The organism is Streptomyces sp. NBC_00442, assembly GCF_036014195.1.
In the GTDB taxonomy this organism is placed as follows: Bacteria; Actinomycetota; Actinomycetes; order Streptomycetales; family Streptomycetaceae; genus Streptomyces.
Map to the genome: position 1 here is coordinate 568,105 of NZ_CP107918.1, position 19,253 is coordinate 587,357.

Consider the following 19,253-nt stretch of genomic DNA (forward strand, 5'->3'; position numbering starts at 1 on the left):
GGAGACCCCGTGGACAGCAAGACGTTCGTCTACGTCACCTACATCCGCACCACGCCCGAGCGTCTCTGGCAGGCGTTGACCGAGCCGGCCTTCACCGAGCGGTACTGGGGTGTGCGGCTGGAGAGCGACTGGGCCGAGGGATCACCCCTCGCGTGGACGCAGGCCGGGGTCACCGTGGCCGACCCCGAGCAGGTCGTCCTGGTCTCACAACCGCACCGCCGACTCGTCTACACCTGGCACACGTTCACCCCGGCGTGGGCCGAGTCGGTCGGCCTCGGCGAGGACGTACGCGCACGGATCGCGGCCGAGCGCCGGTCGTCGGTGGCGTTCGCCGTCGAACCCCGCGGCGAGCAGGTGAAGCTGACCCTCACGCATGACTTCGACCCGGCGGGCGTCGTGCACGCCCTGTGCACCGAGGGGTGGCCGCCCGTGCTGTCCAGCCTCAAGACCCTCCTGGAAACGGGTGAGCCCCTCCCCTCCCCGTGACGCCGGGCGGGCCGGCGCGGCCGTGGGTCACCACCAGATCGCCGGCGGCGGTACGGCGCGCGAGGACACCGGTGCGGAAGTATCCGTCGGGGGTGAAGCGGCGCTCGTCGTGGCCGGGCGCCCGATAGTAACCGCGCACCGTGGACGGGCCGCGGGCCAGGAGTTCGCCCGGTTCCCCGGCGGGCACCTCCTGGCCGTCGGCGCCGACGACGCGGATCTCGTCGTCGGCCGAGAGCGGGCGGCCCTGTGTGGTGCGTACGGTCTCGTCGGGATCGCCGGGCCGGGTGAGCGTGAGCGGTCCCTCGGCCATGACGAAGACCTGCTGGAGGCGGCGGCGGAGTTGAGGGCCGAGGCGGTCGGCGAGGGGCCGCTCCGAGGAGCCCGCGGCGTCCGCCGGGACGTGCTCCGCGGTCGGGCGCTCCCCACCGACCTGGATGATCCTCAGGGCGCTCAAGTCGGCCTCACGTGCGCCGAGTTGTCCGAGCCAGAGCCGGGCGACGGAGGCTGTCACCGAGGTGAGGGTGACCCGTTCCCGTACGAGGCTGTCCAGGCACGCGGCGGGCTCCGCGCTCTCGGCCAGAACGACGGTGCCGCCCACGGAGAGCGTGCCCATGATGCCCGGACAGCCGAGTGCGAGCGGGGAGTCGGCGGGCAGCGCCGCCAGATACACGTCGTCCTGGGTGAGCGCCACCGACGCGGCGGCGGCCCGCAGCTGGCAGTCGTAGTCGTTGTGGGTGCGCGGAACGAGCCGGAGCGTCCCCTCGCCGTCTTCGCCGACCAGGAAGAACGCCACCTGGCGGGCGTCGAGCGTGAGCGCGGGGCCGGGTGCCTCGTCGAGCAGGCTCAGCGGGGAGTACTGGCAGCCCGCCGGGTCGGTCGTGAGGCCGCCGTACGGCGAGGTGGTGCCGGGCGGCTCCCAGGTGAACACCCGTCGCAGGAAGGGCCGTCGGGCCGCGATGCCCGCGCACATCGCCGTGTGGTCGAAGCCCCGGTGCGTCGCGGGCCCGACGTAGGCGACGGCCTGGGCGACCCGCACGAGGTGGGCCACCTCGGGGCCGCGGTGGGTGAGCGGGCAGAGCACGGGAATCACGCCGGCGCGCATCAGTGCGAAGACGGTGACCACGACGTCGGGAACGTTCGGCAACTGGACGACGGCCCGCTGCCCGGGGCGCAGGCCACGCATGCGCAGTGCGGCCGACATGCGGTCCACGCGCCGGTTCAGCTGCGCGTAGGTGACGCGGTCGGCGCCGTGCACGAGCGCGGTCCGCGGACCGTACTGGTGGGCCCAGCCGCGCAGCAGGTCGTCCAGCGTGTTGCCGCGCCAGTGCCCCGCCGCCCAGTACCGGTCGACGAACTCCTCGGGCCAAGGCGTACAGCCCGCGAGCAGGGATGGCATGTGCTTCCTTCCACCGGAGCGTCCGCGCGCCCCGGTTCCGGCCTGCCATCCAATCCGCTCGGCTCCCCGCGCTCAATGCGCGTTCCGCACGACGGCCACCGGCCCGTCCCGGGCGAAGCTCCAATACCGACGCCCGACCGGCCGAAACGCCGCGCCGCACACCCCTGCGGTCCAACCTCGACACGTCTCGGCCGCGTTCACCCGTTCACACACGGCCAAGGACCGGCCAGAGCTGCGGGTCCTCGAAGTTGAGGGCCCAGATCGTGGTGTTGCGGATGCCGTAGCGGCGGAGCACCGGCACGTCCGCGGCGACGCCCGTCGCGTCCTGGTACCAGACGTCGCGGACGCTGTCGTCCTCCTCGTAACGGAAGTGGGGCGTCCGGGAGTCGGGGTCGAGGTGGTAGGGAATGCCCTTCGTGGTGCGCAGCGCCTCGGCCTCCCGCCAGGTGACGTGCCGGGTCGCGCCGCCGTCGACCCAGTCCCAGCCGTAGGCGGGCAGGCCCATCTCCAGTTTGGCGGCGGGGATCAGCGCGGTGGCGCGGCGCAGGATGTCGTCGTACCACTGGGGCGTGGCCAGCGGGCCGGCGCTGCCGCCCTGCCAGTGCAGGTCGTACCCCATGATGCGGACCGTGTCGGCGGCCCGGCCGAGTGCCGGATAGTCCCAGATCCGGCCGGTGGTCGCGGTCTGCGGCGACACCGTGAGCACGCACTTCTTTCCCGACGCGTGCAGTTTCGCGCACAGTTGTGAGGCGAAGGACGCGTAGGCGGCGCGCACGGCGGGGTAGGCGGTGTCGCCGGTCGTCGCGATGGACTCGTAGTCGATGTCGATGCCGTCGTACGCGTGGCCGGCCACGAGCGTGAGCAGCGTGTCGATGTGGGTGGCGCGCAACGCCGGGTCGGTGAGGATGTCGGCGAGCGCTCCGCGTTCCATCGTCTCCATGACGGTGGGCACGACCTTGATTCCGGCGGCGTGCAGCCCGTCGATGATGCGGGTCTCGCCCGCTCCCGGGTGGCCCTCGATCCGGTCGGCCGCCGCCGCCCGGTACCAGAACGGGCTGACGGTGTGCAGTTGGGCGGCGTGGCGCAGGGCGTCCGCGTAGGCGCCCTCCTGGTCCCAGTACGGCAGCCACCCGGAGACGGTACGCGGGAGGGGTTCGTCGGCGGCCGCCGGGGGCTGCACGAGGGTGACGAGCAGGGCCGTGACGGCGCACAGCACGGACAGGCGCACGCGTGCGCCGAAGCGAAGGGCCATGGTGTCGAGCCTGCGGTGCGCCCGGCGTGCCCGCCCAGCGGGTTGGGCCGTCCAGGTCCTACCGTGTGCGGATGACCGCATATCTTGACGACGCCACCGACCGTCCCGCGCTCCCCGGCCGGAGCGGCCCGACGGCCACGACCGAGGCCGATCCGCTCGAGGTGGGCACCGTACGCATGGGTTACGCGCCGGACCGGGACGGCGATCCCGATCCCGGCGAGATCGTCTGGACGTGGGTGCCGTTCGAGGAGAACGACGGGCGCGGCAAGGACCGTCCGGTGCTCGTGGTGGCCCGCGAGGGCGCCGGTACCGTGCTGGCGGTGCAGTTGTCGAGCAAGCGGCACGACCACGACCGCGAATGGGTGCCGATCGGCGTGGGCCCCTGGGACCGGGAGGGGCGCGAGTCGTGGGTGGACCTCGACCGCGTACTGCGGCTGCACGAGCGGGGCATGCGGCGCGAGGCGTGCGCGCTGGACCTGCCGCGCTTCACGCTGGTCGCGGACCGGCTGCGGGAGCGCTACGGCTGGCGGTGACCGCCGGCCCCGCGCGCGCGGGTCGCGGGAGTCAGTGCCGCTTGGAAGGCCCGCAGGGTGGCCTGTTCGCGGGTGCGGTCGAGGACGGCGAAGACGACCTCGTCGAAGTGGCCCGCGAACCGGCCGTCCCCGGCGAGGTGGCGGCGGAAGGCCCCGGCCACCCGGGCGGGGTCGTTGCGGAAGACCCCGCAGCCCCAGGCGCCGAGCACCAGGCGGCGGTAGCCCCACAGGACGGCCGTCTCCAGGACCCGTTCGGCGCGCGCGTCGAGCACGGGCCCGACACGGTGGGCCTCGTCGGGTGTTCGGCTCCTGATCACGCCGGCGTTCGGCGCGGGCGAGGTGAGGAATCCGGCCAGGAAGGGCCGGTCGAGGAGCCGGCCGCGGTCGTCGCGGAAGACCGGTACACCGGGTGAGTGGATGACCCGGTCGGTGTAGAAGACGTCCCGGTCCTCGCGGTGGTGGGCGTAGAAGTCCGGTGCGCGCAGCAGGGTGGAGTACAGCGCCGAGGAGCGGCAGAGCGCTTCCTCCTGGGCCTGGGCGCCGTTGAGGAACCCGCCGCCGGGATTGCGCGCGGAGGCGAAGGTCAGGACGGCCACCTCCCGCCCGTCCTCCCCCTCGTCACCGCCGGTGGTCACCATGCGGCGGGCCGCGTCCAGGCTGCTCTCGCCGGTGACCTCGACGCGGGTCGACCGGTCGCGGCCGGGGGCGACCGCGAGCGGCCCCGGGCCGTGCACGGTGGTGCCGGCGAGGGCGGCGGCCACCGGCTCGGCGATCGACACGTCGAGGCCGTTCTCGCTCCGGTACCGGCCGCTCTCGGTGATCTCCACCGTGTGGCGGGCGATCCCGCGCAGTCGTGCACTCATGGGTGGCATCGTGTCCGCCCGCCGAAGGTTGTCGCAAACGGATATCCGGGCGCGGAGGCGCTCTTGTGCGATGCGGCGGCGGCGTCTTAGGTGGGACGGCATGTCTTTTCACGGACCCACGAAAGGAGGGCTTTCCCCATGACTCCACGGGAGTTGAGCGAGACGGCGGCCGACGATCTGCTGCGCGGCATCTGCTTCAAGACGGGCCCGCCACGCGCCGTCGGCGTGGAACTCGAATGGCTCGTCCACGATCTGGACCGCCCCCGAGTCCGCGTCCCGCACGACCGTCTCGAAGTCGCCTACGCGGCCTTGCGCAAGCTGGGGCTGCGGTCGGCGCTCACCGTCGAACCCGGCGGTCAGCTTGAGCTCAGCTCGCTGCCCGCCGCATCCCTCATGGAGTGCGTCTCCAGCGTTTCCTCCGATCTCACCATCGCGCGCGCCGCGCTGCGCCGGCACGGACTGGCACTCGTCGGTCTCGGTCAGGACCCCTGGCATCCCCCGCGCCGCATCCTGCGCCAGGCGCGGTACGACGCCATGGAGGCCCATCTCGACCGTACGGGCCCGGCCGGCCGCGCCATGATGTGCTCCTCCGCCTCCGTCCAGGTCTGTGTCGACGCGGGGTACGAGGAGCCGGGCCCGCTCGGCTTCGGGCGCCGCTGGCTGATGGCCCACCTGCTGGGCGCGGTCCTGGTCGCCGCGTTCGCCAACTCACCTTTACAGAAAGGGACGTTGACGGGCTGGCGCTCGACGCGTCAGGCCAACTGGACCACGCTCGATCCGGTGTGCGCCCTGGCTCCGCCGCTCGACGCCCCGCCGCGCGCCGCCTGGGCCGCACACGTACTGGACTCGCCGGTCATGTGCGTCCGCGCCGATCGGGGCCCGTGGTCCGCGCCGCGGGGGCTCACCTTCCGGCAGTGGGTGCGCACCGGGGTGCCGCGGCCCCCCACCCGGGCCGATCTCGACTACCACCTGACCACCCTGTTCCCGCCGGTGCGCCCGCGCGGCCATCTGGAACTGCGCATGATCGACGCACAGCCCGGCGACGACGGCTGGACCGTGCCGCTGGCCGTGACCAGCGCGCTCTTCGACGACCCGGAGGCCGCGGAGGCCGCGTACCGGACCGTCAAACCCCTTGCGGAGCGCGCTGGTTCGGCGCCCGCGCCGCGCAATGCGCTGTGGGAGTCGGCGGCCCGCGACGGGCTCGCCGACCCCGAGCTGCGCGAGGCCGCCACGGCCTGCTTCACGGCGGCGCTCGGCGCGCTCCCCCGGCTCGGCGCCTCGCGCGAACTCACCGACCGGGTCGCCGCCTTCACCGACCGCTATGTCGTACGGGGCCGATGTCCGGCCGACGACTCATCCTCGCCCGCCCCACCGGAGGACCTTCGCCCATGACCGACCCGGAGCTGCTCAGGGAACGCGCCCTGGCAGCGCTCATAGCCGCGCGCGCCCGCACCGGCGCGCTCACCTCCAGTGTCGACGATCACGAACTGACCTCCCAGCACTCCCCCTTGATGTCCCCGCTGGTGTGGGACCTCGCCCACATCGGAAACCAGGAAGAGCAGTGGCTGCTGCGGGCGGTCGCCGGGCAGGACGCGATCCGGCCCGAGATCGACTCCCTGTACGACGCGTTCGAGCATCCGCGCGCCGCCCGGCCCGCCCTTCCGCTGCTGGCCCCCGCCGAAGCGCGCCGCTACGCGGCCGACGTCCGGGGCCGGGCGCTGGACGTCCTGGAAAAGACGCCGCTGCGCGGAGGCCCGCTGACCGACGCCGCGTTCGCCTTCGGGATGATCGCGCAGCACGAACAGCAGCACGACGAGACAATGCTGATCACCCATCAGCTGCGCCGTGGGCCGGCCGCACTCACCGCGCCGGACCCCGCGCCCGGCACCACCGAGGGCCTCCCGGCCGAAATCCTCGTCCCTGGCGGCCCGTTCACCATGGGGACCTCCACCGAGCCCTGGGCCCTGGACAACGAACGGCCGGCGCACCACCGCGTCGTGCCCGCGTTCCATCTCGACACGACGCCGGTGACGTGCGGCGCCTATCTCCGCTTCATCCAGGACGGCGGCTATCGGGAGCCCCGCTGGTGGGACCCGGACGGCTGGGCGATGGTGCGCGAGCACGAGCTGGAGGCGCCGCTGTTCTGGCGGCGCGAGGGCGGCCAGTGGCTGCGCAGGCGGTTCGGCGTCAGCGAGCCGGTGCCGGCCGACGAGCCGGTCCTGCACGTCAGCTGGTACGAGGCCGACGCGTATGCCCGCTGGGCCGGGCGCCGCCTGCCGACCGAGGCGGAATGGGAGAAGGCGGCCCGCCACGACCCGGCCTCGGGGCGCTCGCGGCGCTACCCCTGGGGCGACGCCGACCCGACGCCGGCCCACGCCAACCTCGGCCAGCGCCATCTGCGCCCCGCGGCCGCGGGAGCGTATCCGGACGGCCGGTCCGCCCTGGGCGTGGGGCAGTTGATCGGTGACGTCTGGGAGTGGACGTCGAGCGACTTCCTGCCCTATCCGGGCTTCGTCGCCTTCCCCTACCGCGAATACTCGGAGGTCTTCTTCGGGCCCGGACACAAGGTGCTGCGCGGCGGGGCGTTCTCCGTGGACGAGGTCGCCTGCCGGGGCACGTTCCGCAACTGGGACCTGCCGGTGCGGCGGCAGATCTTCGCGGGCTTCCGCACCGCGAGGGACGCCGACTGATGTGCCGTCACATCGCTTACGTGGGCGTGCCCCTGGTCCTCGATGACGTGCTCGTGCGACCGGCCAACGGCCTGTACCGGCAGTCGTGGGCGCCGCGCCATCAGCGCCACGGCACCGTCAACGCCGACGGCTTCGGCGCCGGCTGGTACGCCGACGGCGATCCGGTGCCCGCCCGCTACCGGCGCACCGGGCCCATCTGGTCGGACCCGAACTTCGCGGATCTGGCCCGGGTGGTGCGCACCGAAGCGCTGCTCGCGGCGGTCAGGGACGCGACCGAGGCGGGGGCCGACGGCGAGGCGGCGGCCGCACCGTTCTCCTCCGGGCGCCTGCTGTTCAGCCACAACGGTGCCGTGCGGGACTGGCCGCGCAGCGCGGCCGGACTCGCCGCGGCCCTGCCCGCCCGTGCGCTGCTCGGGCTTGAGGCCCGGTGCGACTCCGCGTTCGTCTGGGCGCTGGTGCTGCACCGCCTCGACCGCGGCGCGACGGCCGGTGACGCGCTGGCCGTCACGGTCGCCGAAGTGGCGGCCGCCGCGCCCGGCTCACGCCTGAACCTGCTGCTCACCGACGGCGAGACGATCACCGCGACCGCGTGGGGCGACACGCTGTGGTTCCTCCACACGCCCGGCCGCTCCACCGTCGTCGCGTCCGAGCCGTACGACGACGATCCCCACTGGCGCGAGGTGCCCGACAACACCCTGCTCCGCGCCGGCCGAACCGATGTCCTGCTCACCCCCCTCAAGGAGCCCCAGTAGTGCGCCCGTTCCAGTTGACCCGCACCCTGCCCGAGGACGCCACCGGGGCCGCACTGCGCGCCGATGTGCTCCACGGGCTCACCCGCACCCCCAAGTCCCTTCCGCCCAAGTGGTTCTACGACGCACGGGGCAGCGAACTGTTCGAGGAGATCACCCGGCTGCCCGATTACTACCCGACCAGGGCCGAGCGGGAGATCCTGGCCCGGCGCGCGGTGGAGATAGCCGGGGCGACCGGTGCGCGCACCCTGGTGGAGCTGGGCTCCGGCTCGTCGGAGAAGACCCGGCTGCTCCTGGACGCGCTGCCCGAGCCGCTCACCTACGTGCCGGTCGACGTGAGTGAGAGCGCTCTCGGCGGCGCGGCGCGGGCCCTGCTCGCCGAACGGCCGGGCCTGAGCGTGCACGCGCTGATCGCGGACTTCACCCAGGTGCTCGAACTGCCCGAGGCACCGGGGCCCCGGCTCGTGGCGTTCCTCGGCGGCACCATCGGCAATCTGCTGCCGGCGCAGCGCGCCGCATTCCTCGCCTCGGTCAGGAAGTTGACGGCACCGGGCGACTCCCTGCTGATCGGGACCGACCTGGTGAAGGAGGAGTCCGTCCTCGTCCGCGCCTACGACGACGCGACGGGCGTGACGGCGGCGTTCAACAAGAACGTGCTCAGCGTCATCGACCGTGAACTGGGCGCCGACTTCGATCCGGACGACTTCGACCACGTGGCGCTGTGGAACCGCCGGGAGGAGTGGATCGAGATGCGGCTGCGGGCCCGCCGCGAGGTGACCGTGAAGATCCCCGAACTGGATCTGGCGGTCTCCTTCGCGGCCGGCGAGGAGCTGCGCACGGAGGTGTCGGCGAAGTTCCGCGAGGAGGGCGTACGGGCCGAGCTGACGGCCGCCGGATTCGTGCCGTCGCACTGGTGGACCGATGACGCCGGGCGGTTCGCGCTCTCCTTGGCGACGGCGGGCTGACCGCCCGGGGCGGCCCCCGCTCGGCGTGCATGGCCGAGGGGGTCCGCCCGCAGGCGGTCAGTGGCCGCCGGGCACCGTTTCCAGGACGAACACGGGGATCTCGCGGTCGGTCTTCTTCTGGTAGTCCGCGTAGTCGGGGTAGGCCTCGACGGCGCGCCCCCACCACAGGGCCTTCTCCTCGCCCGTCACCTCGCGGGCCTTCATGTCCTGGCGCTCGGTGCCGTCCTGGAGCTCGACCCTGGGGTCGGCGACGAGGTTGTGGTACCAGACGGGGTGCTTGGGCGCGCCGCCCAGCGAGGCGACCACCGCGTAGCGGCCGTCGTGCTCGACGCGCATCACGGGCGTCTTGCGGATCTTGCCGCTCTTGGCACCGTGCATCGTGATCAGGACGACGGGCATGCCGCGCATCGTCATCCCTTCCCGGCCGCCTGATCGCTCGATGGCCTCGACCTGCTCGCGCGCCCGCTGGCTGGTGCTCGGCTCGTACTCGCCGTCGAGAGGCATGGTGGGGGGTCCTTTCGTCCGTGACGTGCGGTCCGGTCCGGCTTCGCCCGGGGCCGGACCACGCTGGTGGCTGCATCTCCATCTTCCCCTCGGCGGACGCCCGCGCCCCGCAAGGCACCGCCGTCCGGGGCAGGAAGGCCGGATCCGGACGCTTGTTCGTGCGGGGGCACGGGCAGCAGCACCGGGTGTCCCGCTCCACGTCGGCCGATCTCCCGCAGACTCCCCCCGAGGACGTGCCTCCGATGGCGACTCCAGCCGCTTCGCCCCGCACCCCGCAGCAGCCGCGAACCCGTCCGCGACATGCCCGTTCGGCCTGGTCCGGTGTGCTCATCGGCGTGGGCGTCGCGGCGTTCGTCGACGAGACCGTCTTCCACCAGCTGCTGCACTGGCACCACTTCTACGACCGCTCGACCCCGGACATCGGCCTGGTCTCCGACGGCCTCTTCCACGCCTTCGGCTGGTTCGCCGTCGTCATCGGCCTGTTCATGGTCGCCGATCTGCGCCACCGCGCGGCCCTCGCGGGTCGCGCCCTGGCCGGCGGCATCCTGGCGGGCGCGGGAGGGTTCCAGCTGTACGACGGCACCGTGCAGCACAAGCTGATGGGGCTGCACCAGATCAGGTACCACGTGGACCTCGCCCCGTACGACCTCACCTGGAACATCCTCGCCGTGGTGTTCCTCGCGGCCGGCACCCTGCTGCTGCGCGCCGGCCGCCGTGCCCCCGACTCGCTTTCGTGACAGCACAATTGACGGTTCATCAGCATGTGGGTGGTCAGCCGGGCGCGCCCGCGCTGCTCGCGGCGGGGCTCGCGCTCGGCGGTGCCGCGGCCTATGTGCTCGCGGCGGCCCGGCTGCGCCGCCGCGGGGACCGCTGGCCGCCGGTGCGGGACGCCGGCTTCGTGGCGGGCGCGACGGCCCTGATGGCGGCGGCGCTCGCCCCGCCGCCCGGCGGGCCCTTCGCGGCCCACATGACGCAGCACCTGCTCACCGCGATGACGGCCCCGCTGCTCCTCGCCCTGGCCCGCCCGGTCACGCTCGCCCTGCGCTCCCTGCCGCCCGCGCCCCACCGCAGGCTCCTCGGCGTGCTGCACGCGCGCCCGGTCGCCCTGCTCGCGCACCCGGCGACGGCCGCGCTGCTCGACGTGGGCGGTCTGTGGCTCCTGTACCGGAGCCCGCTGTTCGCCGCCGCACACACCAGGTCCTGGCTCTCGGTCCTGGTCCACGTCCATGTCTTCGCGGCCGGACTGCTTCTCTCGGTCACCCTCTGCGGGCTCGACCCACTGCCGCGCCGCCACGGAACGCCGCTGAAGGCTGCCGCCCTCGTCGGCGCGGGCGGCGCGCACTCCGTCCTGGCCAAGAGCCTGTACGCCGCTCCCCCGCCCGGCACCCGCTTCGCGCCGGGCGATCTCGCGGCCGGCTCCGAGATCATGTACTACGGCGGCGACCTGATCGAGATCGCTCTCGCGGTCGCCGTCGCACTCCACTGGTACGCGGCCGGCAGCCGCCGCCTGGCCCGGGAGAGGCGGCGGGCGGCGGCACGGCCCGCGCCGCCGCCCGCGTCAGCCTCGTACGGTCAGTGAGGCCGTGTGCGAGCGGACCTGCTCCGGCGTCAGATAGGCGTCGGTGTACTCGAAGTCCTTCAGCGTGGCGGGCTTCTGGGCCTGGAAGCCGGTGCGGACGAAGTCGTCGCCCGCGACCGCGTTCAGCATCCAGTTGGTCAGCACGCGGGTCTTGGCGACGTTGGTGCGCAGCGCCGACCAGTGGTAGCCGCGGGCCACCGCCTGGGCGGGCAGGCCGCGCAGCTCGATGCCGAGCGGCTTGGAGACGGCGTCACGGCCGCCGAGGTCGACGACCAGGCCGAGGTCCTTGTGGACGTAGGGTCGCAGCGGCTCGCCCCGCAGCGAGGACACGATGTTGTCGGCGGCCTTCGGTCCCTGGCGCATCGCGTGCTGCGCGGTGGGCGGGCAGAAGGCGCCTTCGCCCTTGGCGAGGTCGGGCACGGCGGCGGCGTCTCCGAGCGCGAACACCCCGTCGAGACCCGGCACCGTCATCTCGGGCGTGACCAGGAGGCGGCCGCGTTCGGTCTCGGCCTCCAGGGTGCCCACGAGCGGACTCGCGGCGACGCCCGCGGTCCAGATGAGGGTGCGGCAGGGCAGGACGCGGCCGTCGGTGAAGGTGACCTTGTCCGCGCCGGCCTCGGCGATGGAGACGCCGAGCGACACCTCGATGCCGCGCTTGCGCAGGATCCCCAGGGCGACCTTGCCGAGCTTGTCGCCCAGTTCGGGCATCAGCTTGGGCGCGATGTCGATGAGGTGCCACTTGATCTGCCGCGGGTCGAGGCGGGGGTACCGCTTGATCGCGTTCATGGTGATCCGCTGGAGGCAGGCGGCCGTCTCGGTGCCCGCGTAGCCGCCGCCGACCACGACGAAGCGGAGCCGGGAGGCCCGCTCGTCCTCGTCGTCGCTCGCGTCGGCCAGGTCGAGCTGGGCGATGACGTGGTCGCGGATGTACGCGGCCTCGGCGAGGGTCTTCATGCCACGGGCGTTTTCGACCAGGCCGGGAATGTCGAAGGTGCGGGTCACGCTGCCGGGGGCCAGGACGATGTAGTCGTACGGCTGGTCGAGTGTCTCGCCGGTGATCTTGCGGATGACGCAGATCTTCGCCTTGGGGTCCACACCGATGGCGCCGCCCGGAATGATGCGGGTGCGGTGCTTGGCGCTGCGCCGCAGGGACACCGCGACCGACTGCGGGGTCAGCACCCCGGCCGCGACCTGCGGCAGAAGCGGCAGATACAGCTGGTAGGAGAACGGCGTGACCAGGGAGATCTCCGCTTCTCCCGGGGTGAGGCGGCGTTCCAGGCGCCGTACGCATTCGACCCCGGCGAAGCCGGCGCCTACGACGAGAATCCTCGGTCGTGCCACGGTGTGCGTCCTTTCCCTGGGACCTGCGAACGGGGCGAGTACTGAGCCGTCACTGCCCGAGTGCCCCCGACCGGCGTCCGTCAACACCTCCATAGTGATCAACGCAGCACCACCGCACCACCGCACCACCGAACGCCCCGCCCCGGACACGCGAAACGGCGCCATCGCGCCGGATGGAGACCCGGGGCGGATGGCGCCGTTCGTGTGGTGCGTGCGTCGGGTGACGCCCTGCCGTGGTGCGTGCGTCAGGCGACGGTGCCGCTGTCGCTGATGACGACGTCGGCGCGCGGGGCGCCGCTGGGGGTGCCGAGCGCCTCGATCTGCTTCACCAGCTCCTGGCCCTCGACGACCTCGCCGAAGACGACGTGCTTGCCGTCGAGCCAGGGGGTGACGACGGTCGTCACGAAGAACTGGGAGCCGTTGGTGCCCGGACCGCGGTTGGCCATCGAGAGCAGGAACGGGCGGTCGTGCTTGAGGGAGAAGTTCTCGTCGGTGAAGGTGGCGCCGAAGATGCTCTTGCCGCCCGTGCCGTTGCCGTGGGTGAAGTCGCCGCCCTGGAGCATGAACCCCGGGATGACGCGGTGGAAGGAGGAGCCGGCGTAGCCGTAGCCGTTCTCGCCGGTGGAGAGCTCACGGAAGTTGCGCGCCGTCTCCGGGACGACGTCGTCGAAGAGCCGGAAGACGATGCGGCCGGCCTTCTCGCCGCCGATGGTGATGTCGAAATAAACGTTCTGCATGGCCCCATCCTGACATCCGCCGTCGCACGACCCGGCCGCGGCTCACCCATTGGCCCCTCCGCGCCCCGAGCCGGGCCTCGCGCCTCAGGGGAAGAGCAGCGTCGTGATCCGGTCGGACGCGGTCTTCGCGGCCTTCTTGGGGTCGGCTCCGTCGAGCACGGCCGTCATGTACGGCTTGATGGGGTTGTCCGCCTCGACGGCCGCCCACTGCGGCGAGTTGGGGGTGGCGCGGCCCTGGGCGGCGCCCTTGGCCATGGCCGCGGTGCCCTCCTGGCCCTCGACGGCGGGGGCCAAGGTGGACTTGTTGGGAACGTAGTTCATGGTCGTGGCCAGATCCGTCTGCCACTTCTCACCGGTCAGCGCCGCGACGACCTGGACGGCCGCGGCCCGGTGCGCGGTCTTGCGCGGGATGATCAGGTCGGAGCCGCCGGTGAAGACCGCGCCCGGTCTCGCATCGGTGGGCCCCGGGACCGGGAAGTAGCCGAGCTTCCCGGCGAGCCCCGGGTTCGCCTTCTGGATGGCCTTCGCGGCGCCGGGCACCGCGATCATCTGGGCGGTCCGGCCCTTGGCGAAGACGCCGGCCTGCGGCGGGGTCTCCTCGTCGGCGCCGCGCGGCCCCTTGCCGAGCGCCTGGAGCTGCTTGTAGAACTCCATGCCGCGCAGCGCGGCCGCGCTGTCGAGGGCGCCCTTCCAGTCGCCGGTGTCCTCCTGGGCGAGCTCGCCGCCCTCGTCCCAGACGAATCCGGCCAGCGTGTACCAGTCCTGACCGGCCAGGTAAATGCCTTGATTCTGGCCGGTGTTGAGCTTCGCGGTGTCGGCGAGCCACTCGGCGCGGTCCTTGGGGGGCTCGCTGATGCCGGCGGCCGCGAAGAGGTCCTTGTTGTAGATGACGACGCGGTTGGCGGCGTACCACGGGATGCCGTACTGCATGCCGTCCACGTTCCCGGGCTGGGCGAGGCCCGCGAGCCAGTCGCTGCTGCCCCAGTCGCGCAGCGATTCCAGGGTCATGTCGAGGAGCCCGCCGCTCGCCGCGTACTGGGGCACCTGGGTGTTGCCGACCTCGATGACGTCCGGAACGTCGCCGCCGCCCTGGAGGGCGGTCGTGATCTTCTGACCGATTCCGGTCCACTCCTGGATGCGGACAGTGAGCTCGACGCCGTCGTGCTCCTTCTCGAAGTCCTGCTTGAAGCGCTGCACGAAGTCGTCGGACGCGCTGTCCTTCATGAGCCACACGGTGACCTTGGTGGTCTTCCCGCCGAACCCCGGCAGCGCGCCGCAGCCGCTGAGGGCGCACACCGAGACGAGCGCCAGGGAACAGGCGAGGGCACGACGGATCTTCACGAAAGGTCACCTTCTGCGTGTGGGCAAGCAGTCATGACCCGACGTGGGGCAAGCGCGTGTGGCTTGTTCGGGTGCGATTCGTGAGTTTGGTATGGACCAATGGGGTGGTCAAGCCCCGGCGGGGACCGAACTTTTCCGGCCACCGAAAGGCGGCCGGGAACGGGCGGGAACGGGCCCGGCGCGGGCCGATGTCTCGCGGAGCGCGGCCGAGTGGGGCACGGTGGAGGAACGCGACGAGAGGAGAGCGTCTCCATGTCCAACCACACGTACCGCGTCAGCGAGATCGTCGGCACCTCCCACGAGGGCGTGGACCAGGCCATCCGCAACGGGGTGACCCGCGCGGCACAGACCTTGCGCAATCTGGACTGGTTCGAAGTGACACAGGTCCGCGGCCACATCGAGAACGGCGTGGTCGAGCACTACCAGGTCGGCCTCAAGGTCGGTTTCCGGCTGGACGACGACGCGGAAGTCTGACCCGTAGGTCCGACCCGTAGGGAGGCCCGGCGGCCACCCGGGCCGGTGGGACCGGTCCCGGGCGGGCCGGTCCCCGGTGGGCCGGTCCCCGGTGGGCCGAGACCGTCCTCAGGTGCGGCCCTCGCGCTCCTGGGCGTTCTTCAGCGCCTCGCTCGCGCCGGTCCACCGCGCACGTACGACGTGGAACCCCGCCTCCTCGGCGGCGTCGCAGACCAGCTCGTCGTCGTCGACCAGCATGCGGATCTCGCGGCCGCGGCCCAGTGCGCGCAGGGTCTCCAGTTTGGTGAGGCGGGCCGGGCGGCGGTCGCTGTCGCGGCGCATGTGCAGGGCCCCGCCGGGCAGCCCCTGCGCGGCGAGCCACTCCACGGTGTCCTCGCGGCACCGCTCGGGCCGCCCGGTGAGGTAGACGACCTCGCACTCCTGCGCCGCCTCGCGGCACAGCGTCACGCCCTCGGCCAGCGGCGGGTCGGCGGGTGCGGCGGCGAAGAACGCGTCCCAGTCACGGGGTCTGCGGTCGAGGAGGTGCTGGCGGTGCGAGCTGTCGGCGAGCGTGCCGTCCAGGTCGAAGACGGCCAGGGGCCGGGTTCTGTCGATCACGCTCCCCAGGCTAGGGCCCCGCGTCCCCGTCATGCCGTGCCGGGCCGGGTTACGGGAATCCTCGTGCACCTCGGGTGTTGAACCCTGTGTGAGCTCACTGATCGCGACGACCCGATTTTCCGTGCTGGACCGCTCGCGCGTCCGGGCAGGGCACGACGGACCGCAGGCGCTGCGGGACACCGTGGCCTTCGCCCGCGAGGCCGAGCGGCTCGGCTACCACCGCTTCTGGGTGTCCGAACACCATTCGGTGCCCGGCGTCGCCGGCTCCGCGCCCGCCGTGCTCGCGGCCGCCGTCGCGGCGGCCACCTCGACGATCCGGGTCGGCACCGGCGGTGTGATGCTGCCCAACCACCAACCCCTCGTCGTGGCCGAGCAGTTCGGGGTCCTCGAGTCGCTCTTCCCCGGGCGGATCGACATGGGACTCGGCCGCTCGGTGGGGTTCACCGACGGCATCCGCAAGGCGCTCGGCCGCGGCAAGGAGGACGCCGAGGACTTCGGCGCGCAGCTCACCGAACTGCTCGGCTACTTCGACGGGACCCAGCGGGCCCACCCCCAGGTCCACGCCCACCCCGCGCAGGGCCTCGCCGTGCCGGCCTTCGTGCTTGCCACCGGCAAGGGAAGCCGCGTCGCCGCGGAGGCCGGGCTCCCGCTGGTCATCGCCAATGTGCGGGGCGAGGAGACGATGTTGCGGGCCATCGACGACTACCGCGACGCGTTCCGCCCCTCCGCGCACGCGCAGCGCCCGTACGTCGTGGTGTCCGGCGCGGTCGCCGTGGCGGACACCACCGGCGCCGCCCGCCGGATGCTGCTTCCGGAGGCCTGGTCGACCGCGTACTCCCGCACCCGTGGCGCTTTCCCGCCGCTGCTCCCGCCCGACGAGGTCGTCGCGCAGGTCATGAGCGACCGTGAGCGCGCGCTGTTCGACGAGGCCTTGCGCGGGCAGGTGTACGGGACCGAGGCGGAGGTGGCCGACGCGCTGGACACACTCCTTGCGCGCAGTGGCGCGGACGAGTTCCTCGTCACGACCAGCACGTACGACCGCGAGGCGCTGTTCGACTCCTACCGAAGGCTCGCCCGGCTCGCCCCGCTCGCGGGAACGGCCACCACCGCCGGGCCCTGACACGGCGGGGGTCTGAGACGGGCGGAGGGCCCCGACGCAAGCGGCGTGTCCGGCCCGCGGGTCCCGCAGCCGGGCCGGCCGCCGTCGCCGGGCCCGCCCCGCGCGGGTGGCCGCTCGCGCACGCTCCGCCGCGCTGCGAAGATCGCGGAACCCCGTCCGCCCGTAGAATTCCGGTATGCACAACCCCTCCACCCCCTCCATCGCCTCCGACCCGTTCGTCCGTGTCCGTGGCGCCCGCGAGCACAATCTGCGGGGGGTGGATGTCGACATTCCGCGTGACTGCCTCGCGGTGTTCACCGGCGTCTCCGGGTCGGGGAAGTCCTCGCTCGCGTTCGGCACGATCTACGCCGAGGCCCAGCGGCGTTACTTCGAGTCGGTCGCGCCCTACGCACGCCGGCTGATCCATCAGGTGGGCGCGCCGAAGGTCGGCGAGATCTCCGGGCTGCCACCCGCCGTCTCCCTCGAACAGCGCCGCTCGGCGCCCTCGTCCCGTTCATCGGTCGGCACGGTGACCACGCTCTCCAACTCGCTGCGGATGCTCTTCTCCCGGGCCGGCCGCTATCCGGCGGGCGCCGAGCGCCTCGACTCGGACGCGTTCTCGCCCAACACGGCCGTCGGCGCCTGCCCCGGGTGCCAGGGGCTCGGCCGTGTCCACCGCACCAGTGAGGAGCTGCTCGTCCCCGATCCCTCGCTCTCGATCCGCGAGGGCGCCATCGCCGCGTGGCCGGGCGCCTGGCAGGGCAAGAACCTGCGCGATGTGCTCGACACCCTCGGGTACGACGTGGACCGGCCCTGGGGGGAGCTCGACCCGAAGGACCGGGACTGGATCCTTTTCACCGACGAGCAACCGGTGGTCACGGTGCACCCGGTGCGGGACGCCGGCCGCATCCAACGGCCCTACCAGGGCACGTACTTCAGCGCACGGCGCTATGTGATGAAGACGTTCGCGGAGAGCAGGAGCCAGACGCTGCGGGCGAAGGCCGAGCGTTTTCTGACCGCGACCGACTGCCCGGTCTGCGGCGGCACCCGGCTGCGTCCCGAGGCGCTCGCCGTCACGTTCGCGGGCCGTACCATCGCCGACCTGGTGGCGCTTCCACTGACCGCGCTGGCCCGGTTGCTGCGCGACACCGACGGCGGTCCGACCGCCGCCGCCGTCACCGGCGACCTCCTGTCCCGCATCGCCCCGGTCGTCGAGCTGGGCCTCGGCTATCTCAGCCTGGACCGCACCGCACCCACGCTCTCGGCGGGCGAGCTGCAGCGCCTGCGGCTCGCCACCCAGCTGCGCTCGGGGCTCTTCGGCGTCGTGTACGTCCTGGACGAGCCCTCGGCGGGGCTGCATCCGGCCGACACCGAGGCGCTGCTCACGGTGCTCGACCGGCTGAAGGCCGCGGGCAATTCGGTGTTCGTGGTCGAGCACCACCTGGATGTGATGCGGAACGCGGACTGGCTGGTCGACGTGGGCCCGCTGGCCGGCGAGCACGGCGGCCGTGTCCTGCACAGCGGGCCGCCGACCGGGCTGGCCCACGTCGAGGAGTCGGCGACCCGGCGCTACCTCTTCGACCGCGCCCCGGCGCCGCGCCGCACCGTGCGCGAGCCGCGCGGCTGGCTGGAGCTGACCGGCGTGACCCGGCACAATCTGCGCGGTGTCGACGCGGTGTTCCCGCTGGGGGTGTTCACCGCGGTGACCGGCGTCTCGGGCTCGGGGAAGTCCACGCTCGTCGACGAGCTGGACGATCAACTGCCGGGCGTCGGACGGCTGGTGAGGGTGGATCAGAAACCCATCGGCCGGACACCGCGTTCCAACCTCGCCACGTACACCGGCCTCTTCGACGTCGTGCGCAAGCTCTTCGCCGGGACCGACGAGGCGAAGGCGCGCGGCTACAAGGCGGGCCGGTTCTCCTTCAACGTGGCGGGCGGCCGGTGCGAGACCTGCCAGGGCGAGGGATTCGTTTCGGTGGAGCTGCTGTTCCTGCCGAGTACGTACGCGCCCTGCCCGGACTGTCATGGCGCGCGCTACAACGCCGAGACGCTCGAGGTCACCCATCGGGGGCGCACCATCGCCGAGGTGCTCGACCTGACGGTGGAGGCCGCGGCCGAGGTCTTCGCCGGCACCCCCGCCGCGGCGCGCAGCCTCGCGACGCTGCTCGATGTCGGGCTGGGCTATCTGCGGCTCGGCCAGCCCGCCACGGAGCTGTCCGGTGGGGAGGCCCAACGCATCAAGCTGGCAACGGAGTTGCAGCGCACGCATCGCGATCACACCCTGTACGTGCTGGACGAACCGACGACGGGTCTGCACCCGGCCGACGTCGAGATCCTGCTGCGCCAGCTGCACGGTCTGGTGGACGCCGGCCACTCGGTGATCGTCGTGGAGCACGACATGACCGTGGTGGCGGGCGCCGACTGGATGCTCGACCTGGGCCCGGCCGGCGGCGACGAGGGCGGCCGTGTGGTGGCCGCCGGCCCCCCGTCCGAGGTGGCCGACGCGGGCGCCGGGCGCACGGCGCCCTATCTGGCCAAGGTGCTGGCCTGACGCGGCTCGCCGAAGACGCGGGGCGGACGGTCGACTGGGCCTGGCGCGACGGGCGTTGAGCGACCTTGCCGCCCCCGGCCGCTCGGGTAATATCGG

At 72.8% G+C, this 19,253-nt stretch carries 19 protein-coding genes; 11 read left to right on the top strand and 8 right to left on the bottom strand.

What is annotated here, in order from left to right; translation table 11 throughout:
• Positions 1 to 9 precede the first annotated feature (9 nt).
• On the top strand, positions 10 to 486 hold the full coding sequence (locus OG432_RS02605; RefSeq protein ID WP_328307276.1) for an SRPBCC family protein: 477 nt from the start codon (positions 10 to 12) through the stop codon (positions 484 to 486).
• Here OG432_RS02605 and OG432_RS02610 read toward each other — a convergent pair.
• Together OG432_RS02610 and OG432_RS02615 are read right to left on the bottom strand one after the other, a co-directional pair.
• On the bottom strand, positions 443 to 1,882 hold the full coding sequence (locus OG432_RS02610) for an AMP-binding protein (RefSeq protein ID WP_328307278.1): 1,440 nt from the start codon (positions 1,880 to 1,882) through the stop codon (positions 443 to 445). The two genes, OG432_RS02605 and OG432_RS02610, sit on opposite strands and share 44 nt — an antisense overlap.
• A gap of 205 nt (positions 1,883 to 2,087) precedes the next feature.
• Positions 2,088 to 3,134, bottom strand: a complete 1,047-nt coding sequence (locus OG432_RS02615; RefSeq protein ID WP_328307280.1) for a glycosyl hydrolase family 18 protein — start codon at positions 3,132 to 3,134, stop codon at positions 2,088 to 2,090.
• A 71-nt stretch (positions 3,135 to 3,205) separates the two neighbouring features.
• Here OG432_RS02615 and OG432_RS02620 point away from each other — a divergent pair, with 71 nt between their 5' ends.
• Positions 3,206 to 3,667: a type II toxin-antitoxin system PemK/MazF family toxin gene (locus tag OG432_RS02620; RefSeq protein ID WP_328307282.1), complete on the top strand. Its 462-nt coding sequence runs from the start codon at positions 3,206 to 3,208 to the stop codon at positions 3,665 to 3,667.
• Here the strand turns inward: OG432_RS02620 and OG432_RS02625 are convergent.
• Positions 3,652 to 4,530, bottom strand: a complete 879-nt coding sequence (locus tag OG432_RS02625; RefSeq protein WP_328307284.1) for a TIGR02452 family protein — start codon at positions 4,528 to 4,530, stop codon at positions 3,652 to 3,654. The two genes, OG432_RS02620 and OG432_RS02625, sit on opposite strands and share 16 nt — an antisense overlap.
• 138 nt (positions 4,531 to 4,668) lie before the next feature.
• Here OG432_RS02625 and egtA point away from each other — a divergent pair, with 138 nt between their 5' ends.
• Genes egtA through egtD form a run of 4 tightly spaced genes read left to right on the top strand, consistent with a single transcriptional unit; the run spans position 4,669 to position 8,934 of the window.
• On the top strand, positions 4,669 to 5,922 hold the full coding sequence (gene egtA / locus OG432_RS02630; RefSeq protein ID WP_328307286.1) for an ergothioneine biosynthesis glutamate--cysteine ligase EgtA: 1,254 nt from the start codon (positions 4,669 to 4,671) through the stop codon (positions 5,920 to 5,922).
• Positions 5,868 to 7,220: an ergothioneine biosynthesis protein EgtB gene (gene egtB / locus OG432_RS02635; protein WP_443058324.1), complete on the top strand. Its 1,353-nt coding sequence runs from the start codon at positions 5,868 to 5,870 to the stop codon at positions 7,218 to 7,220. Before egtA ends, egtB begins: the two co-directional genes overlap by 55 nt.
• Positions 7,220 to 7,972, top strand: coding sequence for an ergothioneine biosynthesis protein EgtC (egtC, locus tag OG432_RS02640; protein ID WP_328307290.1), 753 nt, complete (start codon positions 7,220 to 7,222; stop codon positions 7,970 to 7,972). Before egtB ends, egtC begins: the two co-directional genes overlap by 1 nt.
• On the top strand, positions 7,972 to 8,934 hold the full coding sequence (gene egtD, locus OG432_RS02645) for an L-histidine N(alpha)-methyltransferase (protein ID WP_328307292.1): 963 nt from the start codon (positions 7,972 to 7,974) through the stop codon (positions 8,932 to 8,934). Before egtC ends, egtD begins: the two co-directional genes overlap by 1 nt.
• 57 nt (positions 8,935 to 8,991) lie before the next feature.
• On the opposite strand, the gene OG432_RS02650 is transcribed toward egtD, so the two are convergent.
• Entirely contained in the window at positions 8,992 to 9,438 is a 447-nt protein-coding gene (locus OG432_RS02650; protein WP_328307294.1) for a nitroreductase family deazaflavin-dependent oxidoreductase, read from the bottom strand.
• 242 nt (positions 9,439 to 9,680) lie between these two features.
• Between OG432_RS02650 and OG432_RS02655 the strand changes: the two genes are divergently transcribed.
• Both OG432_RS02655 and OG432_RS02660 read left to right on the top strand, forming a co-directional pair.
• Positions 9,681 to 10,175, top strand: a complete 495-nt coding sequence (locus OG432_RS02655) for a DUF2243 domain-containing protein (protein ID WP_328307295.1) — start codon at positions 9,681 to 9,683, stop codon at positions 10,173 to 10,175.
• Positions 10,176 to 10,201: 26 nt separating this feature from the next.
• The gene (locus OG432_RS02660; protein WP_328307296.1) at positions 10,202 to 11,017 is read left to right on the top strand and encodes a cytochrome c oxidase assembly protein; all 816 of its coding nucleotides are present in this window, start codon (positions 10,202 to 10,204) and stop codon (positions 11,015 to 11,017) included.
• Here the strand turns inward: OG432_RS02660 and OG432_RS02665 are convergent.
• The 3 genes from OG432_RS02665 to OG432_RS02675 form a co-directional block, all read right to left on the bottom strand.
• On the bottom strand, positions 10,997 to 12,358 hold the full coding sequence (locus OG432_RS02665; protein ID WP_328307298.1) for an NAD(P)/FAD-dependent oxidoreductase: 1,362 nt from the start codon (positions 12,356 to 12,358) through the stop codon (positions 10,997 to 10,999). The genes OG432_RS02660 and OG432_RS02665 overlap by 21 nt on opposite strands.
• Positions 12,359 to 12,603: 245 nt before the next feature.
• The gene (locus OG432_RS02670) at positions 12,604 to 13,095 is read right to left on the bottom strand and encodes a peptidylprolyl isomerase (RefSeq protein ID WP_328307300.1); all 492 of its coding nucleotides are present in this window, start codon (positions 13,093 to 13,095) and stop codon (positions 12,604 to 12,606) included.
• Positions 13,096 to 13,179: 84 nt separating this feature from the next.
• Entirely contained in the window at positions 13,180 to 14,436 is a 1,257-nt protein-coding gene (locus tag OG432_RS02675) for an extracellular solute-binding protein (protein WP_443058325.1), read from the bottom strand.
• Positions 14,437 to 14,688: 252 nt separating this feature from the next.
• On the opposite strand from OG432_RS02675, the gene OG432_RS02680 reads away from it, so the two are divergent.
• Positions 14,689 to 14,910, top strand: a complete 222-nt coding sequence (locus tag OG432_RS02680; RefSeq protein WP_328307302.1) for a dodecin — start codon at positions 14,689 to 14,691, stop codon at positions 14,908 to 14,910.
• A 108-nt stretch (positions 14,911 to 15,018) separates the two neighbouring features.
• Here the strand turns inward: OG432_RS02680 and OG432_RS02685 are convergent, their stop codons facing one another.
• Positions 15,019 to 15,540, bottom strand: coding sequence for a phosphatase domain-containing protein (locus tag OG432_RS02685; RefSeq protein WP_443058326.1), 522 nt, complete (start codon positions 15,538 to 15,540; stop codon positions 15,019 to 15,021).
• A 55-nt stretch (positions 15,541 to 15,595) separates the two neighbouring features.
• Between OG432_RS02685 and OG432_RS02690 the strand changes: the two genes are divergently transcribed.
• Positions 15,596 to 16,627, top strand: coding sequence for an MsnO8 family LLM class oxidoreductase (locus tag OG432_RS02690; protein ID WP_328307306.1), 1,032 nt, complete (start codon positions 15,596 to 15,598; stop codon positions 16,625 to 16,627).
• Between the two features lie 175 nt (positions 16,628 to 16,802).
• Positions 16,803 to 19,157, top strand: coding sequence for an excinuclease ABC subunit UvrA (locus tag OG432_RS02695; protein WP_328307308.1), 2,355 nt, complete (start codon positions 16,803 to 16,805; stop codon positions 19,155 to 19,157).
• Positions 19,158 to 19,253: the final 96 nt, after the last annotated feature.

Coding starts and splice junctions, on each gene's coding strand:
- egtB (WP_443058324.1), top strand. CDS start 5,868: ATGTCCGGCCGACGACTCATCCTCGCCCGCCCCACCGGAGGACCTTCG.
- OG432_RS02685 (WP_443058326.1), bottom strand. CDS start 15,540: ATGACGGGGACGCGGGGCCCTAGCCTGGGGAGCGTGATCGACAGAACC.
- OG432_RS02625 (WP_328307284.1), bottom strand. CDS start 4,530: ATGAGTGCACGACTGCGCGGGATCGCCCGCCACACGGTGGAGATCACC.
- OG432_RS02620 (WP_328307282.1), top strand. CDS start 3,206: ATGACCGCATATCTTGACGACGCCACCGACCGTCCCGCGCTCCCCGGC.
- OG432_RS02670 (WP_328307300.1), bottom strand. CDS start 13,095: ATGCAGAACGTTTATTTCGACATCACCATCGGCGGCGAGAAGGCCGGC.
- OG432_RS02610 (WP_328307278.1), bottom strand. CDS start 1,882: ATGCCATCCCTGCTCGCGGGCTGTACGCCTTGGCCCGAGGAGTTCGTC.
- OG432_RS02615 (WP_328307280.1), bottom strand. CDS start 3,134: ATGGCCCTTCGCTTCGGCGCACGCGTGCGCCTGTCCGTGCTGTGCGCC.
- OG432_RS02680 (WP_328307302.1), top strand. CDS start 14,689: ATGTCCAACCACACGTACCGCGTCAGCGAGATCGTCGGCACCTCCCAC.
- egtA (WP_328307286.1), top strand. CDS start 4,669: ATGACTCCACGGGAGTTGAGCGAGACGGCGGCCGACGATCTGCTGCGC.
- egtC (WP_328307290.1), top strand. CDS start 7,220: ATGTGCCGTCACATCGCTTACGTGGGCGTGCCCCTGGTCCTCGATGAC.
- OG432_RS02650 (WP_328307294.1), bottom strand. CDS start 9,438: ATGCCTCTCGACGGCGAGTACGAGCCGAGCACCAGCCAGCGGGCGCGC.
- OG432_RS02655 (WP_328307295.1), top strand. CDS start 9,681: ATGGCGACTCCAGCCGCTTCGCCCCGCACCCCGCAGCAGCCGCGAACC.
- OG432_RS02695 (WP_328307308.1), top strand. CDS start 16,803: ATGCACAACCCCTCCACCCCCTCCATCGCCTCCGACCCGTTCGTCCGT.